Genomic DNA, 9,160 nt, shown 5'->3' with positions numbered 1-9,160 from the left:
TCGCGGTCGACGGCCCCATCGGGGTCGGCAAGACCGTATTGGTCGACAAGCTGGTCCGCCGTTTCGAGGCCGTCAAGGTTCTCGAGGACGTCGAGAACCCGTTCCTGCCCGACTTCTATCGCGATCGGCCGGGGGCGGCCTTCCAGACCCAGATGTACTTCCTGCTGTCGCGTTACAAGCAGCAGCACGAGGTCGTGCAGCAGGAGCTCTTCCAGCGCCTGGTGATCTCGGACTACACCTTTCAGAAGGACCGCATCTTCGCCTATCTCACGCTCTCGGACGAAGAGCTAGCGATCTACGACCGGCTCTACACCACGCTCGAGCCGCAGGTGCCGGTGCCCGACCTCGTGCTCTACCTCACCGCCGACGTCGACACCTGCATGGCGCGTATCCGCAAGCGCGCCCGGAGCTTCGAGAAGGAGATCTCGGACGAGTACATGGCCGAGCTGATCGACGCCTACAACCACTACTTCCACTACTACAACCGCTCGCCGCTCCTGGTTGTGGACACCCGCAACCTCGACTTCCCCGGCAGCAAGAGCGACTTCGAAGAGCTCGTCCAGCAGCTCCTGCGCCCGATTCGCGGCACCGAATACTTCGTCCCCGCCCGCAAGCGCTAGCCGGGGTCCGCGGTCGAACCCGCGATCGACCGTCGCGGTGGGCAGATTGAACTTCTGAAATGCAATCTGCACAACCCTGGAACCTTCTGGGCACGCACTCCCGTAGGGGTGATGCGGGAGGTATCAGCTGTCGAAGCCGAGCCGCCGCAGCATGACCATGTCGGTGTCCCGATCGGGGAGCGGCGGCACGTAGAGCGTCGAGATCGCGGTGACGTCGGCCAGGGCGAGCGCCGAGAGCGGCAGGTGGAGGATCTTGGGCGGCACCACCGGCAGCGTCGTCGCTTCGTAGACCACCACCCCGTGATCGGCCGGGTAGGTCTCGAGCAGGCGCTCGGCGAGGACGCCCAGGCCCTCACGGCTCCACAGCGCCTCCTCGCGGAAGTCGGCGACGCCGACGACTCCGATCTGCCAGAGGACGAGCCCGGAGCAGGGATCGAAGCGCCGCCTGCGGAGCAGGAAGTCGGTGGCCTCGTGCTCCTGGCAGCCGACCTCGCCGGGATCGAGACCGAGATCCGCGAACAGGCAGTCGAGCGCCGAGACGCCAGGGAGCATCCGCGCCGCGTAGCCCTCGCGGCGGGCGCGCCGGATCGCCTCGTGCGGCGAGTTCGCGAACACTCCCGGATGGCCGTAGAAGATCGCGCACACCCGCCGCCCGCGACGGACGGGTACGAGCATCCGCTCGACGATCTCCTCGTAGGTGTCGTCGCGCGACTTGCCGACGCCGTAGGAGTCGACGAGATTCTCGGCGCCGGGAGCGAGCTCGAGCAGCCACTCGAGGGTGAGAAGGTCGGCGACGAGAACAAAATGCCGCTCGGCGGCGCGAATCGCGCCGAGCGTTTCGCGCGTGACGTGCGCCGGACCCGCGAGGCCGACGCCGACGACCAGGAGCGAGCCGCGGGTGCGCGGACCCGTGGGCGAGGGTAGACTGCGCCGAACTCTAGGGGGATGGGTCATGTCGAAGAAGAATGTCGTGCGGCTCCTGGTCCGTTTGTCCGGCGATCCGGCGTACCTCGAGCAGCTCCGGAAGAGTCCCGCAGCGACGCTTTCGGCCTCGGGAATCACTCCGGCGGAGCGCGAGCTCCTGCTCTCGGGGAGCGATGCGAAGATCCGCGCCTACCTCGGGACCGACTCCGACCGCGCCGCGATCAAAGCGAAAGCGGTTGCCATCAAGGCGAAGACCGCGGCGATCAAGGCCAAGACCGCGCCGATCAAGGCGAAGACCGCGGCGATCAAGGCGAAGACCGCGCCGATCAAGGCGAAGACCGCGGCGATCAAAGCCAAGACCGCGCCCATCAAGGCGAAGACCGCCGCGATCAAGGCGAAGACCGCAGCGATCAAGGCGAAGACGGCAGCCATCAAGGCCAAGACCGCGAAGTAGGGAGGCCGCCAGGAACTTCCGGGCGCCGATCACGCGCCCGGCCCCGGGAGTCGCATCTCGGCGAGCATGCTGACGATGCGCGGGCGCTTGCGCAGGGGCTCCCAGGCCGGATCCATCGCCAGCCAGACGAGCTCCGGATCGCGTGCCTCGAAGGCGCGCACCAGCCAGCGCTCGGCGCGGTCGAGCTCACCGGCCCCGGCGAGGATCGAGACGCCGATGCCGATCGGAATCCGGCGGGTATGGGAGAGCTCTTCGGCCAGGAGCCCCACCGTGCGGGCGATCTCGCGGTGCGACGTCCCGGCCGGTAGGGCGTCGAACGCCGTGAGCAGCTCCGTCTGCCCGAGCCCGGCGAGCCAGCCGCGCAGCGCCGCGATCTGCTCGGTCTCCCGTCCGGCGCGGCCGTGGAGGATCCACAGGCCGGAGTAGGCCCAATGGAGGCCGGGCCCGAGCTCGAGCGCGCGGCGGAAGTGGCGCTCCGCGAGGTCGTCACGACCTTCGAAGAGCTCGAGATAGGCGAGGTCGGCGAACGAGGCGGCAGAGAGCGGATCGAAGCGTATCGCCGCCTCGATCTGCGTGCGCGCCTCCGCGAACCGCCCGAGAGTGCAGAGCAGGCCCCAGTAGTAACGCCGCACCAGCGGTTCGCTCGGGTCGAGGTCGAGAGCGCGGCGATAGGAAGCCTCGGCGCTCGCCCAGTCCCACTTGTAGTAGCGCAGGACGTCGCCCAGGAGCGCGTGCGGAATGGCGAGCCCCGGATCGAGCTCGATGGCGCGGCGTGCCGCGGCCTCGGTCTTCGCGGCGTAGAGGAACGGTTCGGCGTAGAGATAGGCCTGCCAGCCGTAGACGTCCGCGAGTCCGGCGTGCGCCGGAGCGAAGGTCGGATCGAGCGCGATCGCCTTCTCGAAGGCGAGCCGCGCCTTCTCGATCGACTCCGGCCGCCCCTGGTCGACGAAGAAGCGGCCCTGGAGATACTCCTGGTAGACCTCCGGATCGACCTTCCGCGCCGCCGCCATGCGGCTCTCCTCGACCGGCGAGAGCTCGACGTGGATGGCGCCGGCGATGGCGCTGGCGAAGCTGTTCTGCAGGATGAGCACGTCGTCGTCGGGCCGTTCGAAACTCTCGGACCACAGGGTGGTCTCGGGGTCGGCCTGGATGATCTGGGCGGTCAGGCGCACCCGGTCGGCGAGACGGGCGACGGAGCCTTCGACGACGTAGTCGACGCGCAACTCCCTGGCGATCTGAGGCAGGAGCTTCTTCGACGCCTTGTAATGCATCGCCGACTGCCGGGAGATGACCCGCAGGCCGCGGATCCGCGCCAGCGAGGAGATGAGCGCGTCGGTCATGCCATCGACGAAATAGTCCGGCTCGTCCGAGAAGTTCGACAGCGGCAGCACGACGAGCGAAGGGACGCGCGCGGCGGCTGGCGCAGCGGGCTCGAAACTGCGGCCGCCCGAGGACGGGTGCGACCGCATGCGCCAGGCGAAGAGGCCAGCACCGAGAAGCACAATGGCAAGGGCGGCGGCGGCGAAACGCGCGTAGCGTGACTTGACGATCTGGACGGCGCCGCTCTCGGGCTTCGAGATGCGGCTCCTGGTCCTTCCGAGGTCGACGGAGTGGGCGACTTCGGCCAGGGCGTCGCGCACCTCGACCGCCGAGGCGAACCGCTTCGCGGGCTCCTTCTCGAGGCAGCGGCGTAAGACGGTGTCGATCTCCGGCGGGATGAGCTCGTTCTGCTCGTAGGTGCGCGGCGGCGTGTCGCGGAGGATCGCCGAAATCACCTCGGCGGTCGACTGGCCACGGAACGGACAGCTGCCGGTCGCCATCTCGTAGAGCACCACGCCGAGCGAGAAGAGATCGGCGCGATGGTCGGTCGCGAGCATGCGCAGCTGTTCGGGCGCCATGTAGGCGAGGGTGCCGATCGCCAATCCCTCCTGGGTGAGGGTGGTCTGGGGATGGAAGCCCATGGCATCGGTGGTCTCGTGCTCGCGGAGCTTGGCGAGACCGAAGTCGAGGACCTTGACCCGGCCGTCGCTGTTGACCATGACGTTGCCGGGCTTGAGATCGCGGTGCTGGATCCCCTTGGCATGCGCCGCAGCCAGGGCGTCGGCGAGCGGCACGGCGATCCTCAGGAACTCCTTGAGCGGCAGGCCTCCCGGCGGGATGAGCTGCGAGAGAGTCTTGCCTTCGACGTGCTCCATGGTGAAGAAGCGCTTGCCGTCGGCCTCTTCGACCGAATAGATGGTGACGATGTTGGGGTGATTCAGGGCCGCAACCGTCTTCACTTCGCGCTCGAAGCGGGCGAGGCGCTGCGGATCCTCGGCAAGGGCCGGCGGCAGGGTTTTGAGCGCGACCTTGCGATGCAGGCGCTCGTCCTCGGCGAGGAAGACGATCCCCATGCCGCCCTCGCCCAACTTCTCGAGGATTCGATAGTGCGAAAGCCTGCTGCCGATCACGCCGCGGAGTCTATCGGCTGCGAGGTCCCGGAGCGCCCCCGCTCAACCGTCGCTCCACGAAGTCTAGTGGGTATCGGACTGCGCTCAGCCGCCCGACTCCGCTTCCAGGCCGAGCTCGAGGCGGACGCCCGCGTCGGTGGCGCGATCGGGGAGGGGCGGAACGTAGAGGGTCGAGCGGACGGTGACCGGCGCCTCGGTGAGCGCGGCGAGCGGCGTGGAATGGATGAGCGAGGGACAGATCGGATACTGCGCCGCCTCGTAGACGATCGCCGGGTGCTCCGGTGGGTAGGTGTCGAGCAGCCGGCGTTGCAGGACCGCGAGTCCTCGCGGTCCCCACAGGTCGCTTTTCTGATAATCGCGGACGCCGATGACGCCCACCTGCCAGAGCACCAGCGCCGAGGTCGGGTCAAAGATCCGACGGCGCAGCAGGAAGTCGGTAGCCTCGAAGCTCTGACACCCACGATCCCCCGGATCGAAACCGACGTCCGCGAAGAGGCAGTCCTCCGCCGAGATCCCCGGGAGCATCCGGGCGTCGAAGCCCTCAGCGCGGGCGCCTGCGATCGCGAGATGGGACGGAGCGACGAAGACTCCGGGGTGGCCATAGAAAGCCGCGACCACGCGCTCGCCGGAGCGCACGCAACGGAGAATCCGCTCGCTCATCTCGGCATAGGTTTCTTCCCGCGGACGCCCGACCCGATAGCTGTCGTAGAGAGATTCGGTATTCGGATTGAGACTTTCGAGCCACTCCTTGGTGGCGATATCGGTCACGAGGTAGAGGAGGCGCTCGGCATGCGACATGTGCGAGAGCGCCTCCTGGGTGACCTGCCCGGCGATGGAGAAGCCGGTACCGACGACGACCAAAGAGCCGTTCTTCATCCAGGACTCCTCATGCTAGGCTCGTGAACAATTCAACAGTTTAGTTGTGAAGGGGGTGACACATGGCGCTTCAGGACCTGCACTCGTTTCTCGTCGCCCTGTCCAAGCACGCGGATCTTCAGGCGGCCTTCAAGGCCAACAAGGACAAGGTCATGAGCGAAGCCGGGTTGGATGCGAATGAACAGAATCTCGTTCGCGCCGGCGATGTCGATGGCATTCGCAAGTATCTCGGCGACGAGTACGCGAAGGCCAGCGCGATCAAAGTTACCTTCTAGCCTTCGGTCGTCGGCAGCCCGAGCTTTCGCAGGAAGCCGCGGAACTCGGGCATGTCGCGCAGCGGCTTGTAGTCGGGAGAAACCGCGAGCCATGCCATTTCCCAGCTCCTGCGGTTGACCCCCTTCTCCAACCAAGCTATCGCCTTGTCCTTTTCGCCGGCTGCGGCCAGAAGTCCGGCGACCACTCCCGCGGCATAGGGTCGATCGACCGCCTGCCGATCGAGCTCCAGAGCGACCCAGCGCAGCGCCGAGGCGTATCCGGACGCGCGGAGGCGCTCGTCGTACTGCGGCAAGAGCTTCGGCTCCCCGAGGTCGGCGAGATAGTACCGGAGCTCGTCGCCGCGCTGCGGGTCCTGGCCCATCTCGTGGTAGGTCATCCAGAGATAGACGTGCGCGAGGTTGTAGTCCTTGTCGAGTTCGAGGGCCGAGTGCAGGGCCCGAACGGCGCCCGCATGGTCTCCCCGGAAGAGATGCTGAATACCAAGGTCGGCGGCCACCTTCGCGGACAACGGATCGAGCCGCATGGCGGCCTCGGCTTCGCCTTGGCTTTCGTCGAGCCGGAGCAGACACGAGAGCAGCATCCAGTGGCGCCGTCGCGCCAGCGCGGAGTTCGGATTGAGCTCGAGCGCTCGTGAAATCTGCCTCTCCGCGGCCGCCCAATCGAGCCGGTTCATGGAGACCTCACTCAGCGCCGCGTGGCCATCGGCGAGGTTCGGATCGAGCATGACCGCTTTGCTGGCGGCCGCGCCGGCGTTGTCGATCGCGTCGCGCTCGTCGGAGTGGAAGGAACCGAGCATCATCAACGTGTCTGCGAGACCTACCCAGGCCGGGGCGAACGAAGGATCCTTCGCCACCGCTCGTTCGAAATAACCCTGGGCCTTGCGCAGGGCCTCTTCGCTGAACTGATTGCCATAGTAGCGGCCCTGCAGATAGGCCTCGTAAGCATCTGGATCGATCGACTTCGTCGCGGCGAGTCGGCTCTGCTCGACGGGCGACACTTGCACATGGATCGCCGACGCGATCGCGCTGGCAAAGGTGTTCTGGAGGGCGAGAACGTCCGCGGCGGCGCGTTCGAAACTCTCGGACCAGAGGGTGGCCTCGGGATCGGCCTGGATGACCTGGGTGTTCAGGCGGACGGTTTCACCCACCCGGGCGACCGAGCCTTCGACGACGAAGTCGACGCCCAGCTCGCGGGCGATCTGCGGCAGGAGCTTCGTCGAGCCCTTGTAGTGCATCGCCGACTGGCGCGAGATGACGCGCACGCCCTCGATGCGGGCGAGGGCCGAGATCAGGGCGTCGGTCATGCCGTCGACGAAGTACTCCGGCTCGTCCGAGAAGTTGGAGAGCGGCAGGACCACCAACGAGGGCAGCTGCGCGGCGATCGGCGAGGCGGTGCCCGCCGCAGAGGCCGCCGGCACCCGCGTGCGCCAGGCGAAGACGCCGGCACCGAGCAGCACGATGGCGAGCGCCGCGGCGGCGAAGCGCGCGTAGCGCGAGGTCGCGATCCGGACCGGGGTGCTCGGGGACCGCGTGACGCGACTCGCGGGCTGTCCGAGGTCGACCGCGCGTGCCACCTCGGCGAGGTCGTCGCGCACCTCGACCGCCGAGCCGAACCGCTTCGCGGGCTCCTTCTCGAGGCAGCGGCGCAGGATGGCGTCGACCTCCGGCGGGATGACGTCGTTCTGCTCGAAGGCGCGCGGCGGCGTATCGCGGAGGATCGCCGAGATGACCTCGGCCGTCGACTGGCCGCGGAACGGACAGTGACCGGTCGCCATCTCGTAGAGCACGACGCCGAGCGAGAAGATATCGGCGCGGGGATCGGTCGGAAGCATGCGCAGCTGCTCGGGGGCCATGTAGGCGAGGGTGCCGATCGCCAGGCCCTCCTGGGTGAGGGAGGTCTGGGGATGGAAGCCCATCGCCTCGGTTCCGTCGTGCTCGCGGAGCTTGGCGAGGCCGAAGTCGAGGACCTTCACCCGGCCGTCGCTGTTGACCATGACGTTGCCGGGTTTGAGATCGCGGTGCTGGATCCCCTTGGCGTGGGCCGCGGCGAGGGCGTCGGCGAGCGGCACGGCGATCTTCAGGAACTCCTTGAGCGGCAGACCGCCCAGCGGAATGAGCTGCGAGAGGGTCTTGCCTTCGACGTGCTCCATCGTGAAGAAGCGCTTGCCGTCGGCCTCTTCGACCGAGTAGATGGTGACGATGTTCGGGTGATTCAGGGCCGCGACGGTCTTCACCTCGCGCTCGAAGCGGGCGAGCCGCTGCGGATCCTCGGCGAGGGCGGGCGGCAGGGTCTTGAGCGCAACCTTGCGATGCAGGCGCTCGTCCTCGGCGAGGAAGACGATCCCCATGCCGCCCTCGCCCAACTTCTCGAGGATCCGATAGTGCGCCAGCCTGCTGCCGATCATGCTCTGCAGTCTATCGACTGGGAGCGGCCGGAGGCCTTGGTGTCGTCCGATTCCGTCGGCGGTACCCGAGCGGGCTAGCCTGCCACCGTCGGCATGCCCAGCGCCGCGCGCATCGCCGGGTCGCTCGCGCGCTCGGGGAGCGGCGGCACGTAGAGGATGGAGGCGAGCGTCACGGGCGCCTGCTCGAGCTCCGCGAGAGCGCAGGCGTGGCTTTCGAAGTCGCCGGTCGGGTAGGGGTCGGCCTCGTAGACGACGACCTCGTGTCCGGCGCCGTAGGTCTCGGCCAGCGTCCTCGCCAGGACCCCCAGGCCGGGGCGGTTCCACAGTACCTCGTCGCGGAAATCGGTGACGCCGATCGAACCGACCTGCCAGAGAAGCAGGTGGCTCGACGGATCGAACCGGCGCCGCCGGATCAGGAAGTCGGTCGCGGCGAAGCTCTGGCAGCCGCCGATCCCCGGATCGATCCCGAGATCGGCGAAAAGGCAGTCTTCGCCCGAAATTCCCGGCAGCATCTCCGCGTAATACCCCTCTTCGCGGGCGCGCCGGATGGCTGCATGCGCCGGCATGACGAAGACGCCCGGATGGCCATAGAAGGCGGCGCAGACATGGAGCCCGCGTCGCACCGGAGCGAGGATTCGTTCCGTCATTTCAGCGTAGCTCTCGCGACGCGGGCGACCGACGGCGTAGGCATCGAAGAGCGACTCGGCCGTGGGATTGATCTCGGCCAGCCAGCGATGGGTGAGAACGTCTTGAATCAGGTGAAAGAGCTTGTCGGCGGACCGGATCGCCGACAGGGACTCCTGAGTGACTTGGCCCTCGATCCTGAGGCCGGTCCCGACGACGTGCAGCTCTCCGCTCAACTCCATGGCCTCTCCCAGCCGCCCGTTTTTCGGTGTTAGATTCGTCAAACCAATTCTCGCGTTGCATCCATCAGGGGGATCTCATGGCCTACCGCGACTTCGAAACGTTCCTGCGCAACCTCTCGAAGCATCCCGACTTCCGCGCCGCCTTCAAGAAGAACAAAGCGAAAGTGATGAAGGAGGCCGGCCTCTCGGCCACCGAGCAGGCGCTGGTCCTCAGCGGCGACAAGGCCGGGATCCGCAAGTACATGGGTGAGAAGTACGCGGCCGCGCAAGAGATCCAGATCGACTAAGTC

9 protein-coding genes are annotated in these 9,160 nt (G+C 67.3%); 4 read left to right on the top strand and 5 right to left on the bottom strand.

What is annotated here, in order from left to right; all coding sequences use genetic code 11:
• Nucleotides 1-620: deoxynucleoside kinase (locus tag KBI44_16145; protein ID MBP9146009.1), on the top strand; the 620-nt coding region annotated here is incomplete at its 5' end.
• A gap of 123 nt (nucleotides 621-743) precedes the next feature.
• Here the strand turns inward: KBI44_16145 and KBI44_16140 are convergent.
• Nucleotides 744-1,574, bottom strand: coding sequence for a hypothetical protein (locus tag KBI44_16140; protein ID MBP9146008.1), 831 nt, complete (start codon nucleotides 1,572-1,574; stop codon nucleotides 744-746).
• Between KBI44_16140 and KBI44_16135 the strand changes: the two genes are divergently transcribed.
• A complete protein-coding gene (locus tag KBI44_16135; protein ID MBP9146007.1) occupies nucleotides 1,573-1,998 on the top strand; it encodes a hypothetical protein in 426 nt (141 codons plus the stop codon). The genes KBI44_16140 and KBI44_16135 overlap by 2 nt on opposite strands.
• Before the next feature lie 29 nt (nucleotides 1,999-2,027).
• On the opposite strand, the gene KBI44_16130 is transcribed toward KBI44_16135, so the two are convergent.
• Both KBI44_16130 and KBI44_16125 read right to left on the bottom strand, forming a co-directional pair.
• Nucleotides 2,028-4,448, bottom strand: a complete 2,421-nt coding sequence (locus KBI44_16130; GenBank protein MBP9146006.1) for a protein kinase — start codon at nucleotides 4,446-4,448, stop codon at nucleotides 2,028-2,030.
• An 84-nt stretch (nucleotides 4,449-4,532) separates the two neighbouring features.
• Complete coding sequence (locus KBI44_16125; protein MBP9146005.1) at nucleotides 4,533-5,324, bottom strand: hypothetical protein; 792 nt, start codon at nucleotides 5,322-5,324, stop codon at nucleotides 4,533-4,535.
• A 62-nt stretch (nucleotides 5,325-5,386) separates the two neighbouring features.
• Here KBI44_16125 and KBI44_16120 point away from each other — a divergent pair, with 62 nt between their 5' ends.
• Nucleotides 5,387-5,599 (top strand): hypothetical protein, encoded by a 213-nt coding sequence (locus KBI44_16120; protein MBP9146004.1) that lies wholly within the window; start codon nucleotides 5,387-5,389, stop codon nucleotides 5,597-5,599.
• On the opposite strand, the gene KBI44_16115 is transcribed toward KBI44_16120, so the two are convergent.
• Complete coding sequence (locus KBI44_16115; GenBank protein MBP9146003.1) at nucleotides 5,596-8,004, bottom strand: protein kinase; 2,409 nt, start codon at nucleotides 8,002-8,004, stop codon at nucleotides 5,596-5,598. The two genes, KBI44_16120 and KBI44_16115, sit on opposite strands and share 4 nt — an antisense overlap.
• Before the next feature lie 74 nt (nucleotides 8,005-8,078).
• Nucleotides 8,079-8,870, bottom strand: coding sequence for a hypothetical protein (locus KBI44_16110; protein MBP9146002.1), 792 nt, complete (start codon nucleotides 8,868-8,870; stop codon nucleotides 8,079-8,081).
• 77 nt (nucleotides 8,871-8,947) lie between these two features.
• Between KBI44_16110 and KBI44_16105 the strand changes: the two genes are divergently transcribed.
• Nucleotides 8,948-9,157 carry a hypothetical protein gene (locus KBI44_16105; protein MBP9146001.1) on the top strand — a complete coding sequence of 70 codons (210 nt, stop codon included), beginning with the start codon at nucleotides 8,948-8,950 and terminating at the stop codon, nucleotides 9,155-9,157.
• Nucleotides 9,158-9,160 lie beyond the last annotated feature (3 nt).

Source organism: Thermoanaerobaculia bacterium, assembly GCA_018057705.1.
Classification (GTDB): domain Bacteria; phylum Acidobacteriota; class Thermoanaerobaculia; order Multivoradales; family JAGPDF01; genus JAGPDF01.
Note: the sequence above shows the minus strand (reverse complement) of the source record. Positions and strands in the feature narration are given on the sequence as shown.

Excerpts from the sequence above, each read along its gene's own strand:
- KBI44_16110 (MBP9146002.1), bottom strand. The coding sequence starts at position 8,870 with ATGGAGTTGAGCGGAGAGCTGCACGTCGTCGGGACCGGCCTCAGGATC.
- KBI44_16135 (MBP9146007.1), top strand. The coding sequence starts at position 1,573 with ATGTCGAAGAAGAATGTCGTGCGGCTCCTGGTCCGTTTGTCCGGCGAT.
- KBI44_16115 (MBP9146003.1), bottom strand. The coding sequence starts at position 8,004 with ATGATCGGCAGCAGGCTGGCGCACTATCGGATCCTCGAGAAGTTGGGC.
- KBI44_16120 (MBP9146004.1), top strand. The coding sequence starts at position 5,387 with ATGGCGCTTCAGGACCTGCACTCGTTTCTCGTCGCCCTGTCCAAGCAC.
- KBI44_16105 (MBP9146001.1), top strand. The coding sequence starts at position 8,948 with ATGGCCTACCGCGACTTCGAAACGTTCCTGCGCAACCTCTCGAAGCAT.
- KBI44_16140 (MBP9146008.1), bottom strand. The coding sequence starts at position 1,574 with ATGACCCATCCCCCTAGAGTTCGGCGCAGTCTACCCTCGCCCACGGGT.
- KBI44_16125 (MBP9146005.1), bottom strand. The coding sequence starts at position 5,324 with ATGAAGAACGGCTCTTTGGTCGTCGTCGGTACCGGCTTCTCCATCGCC.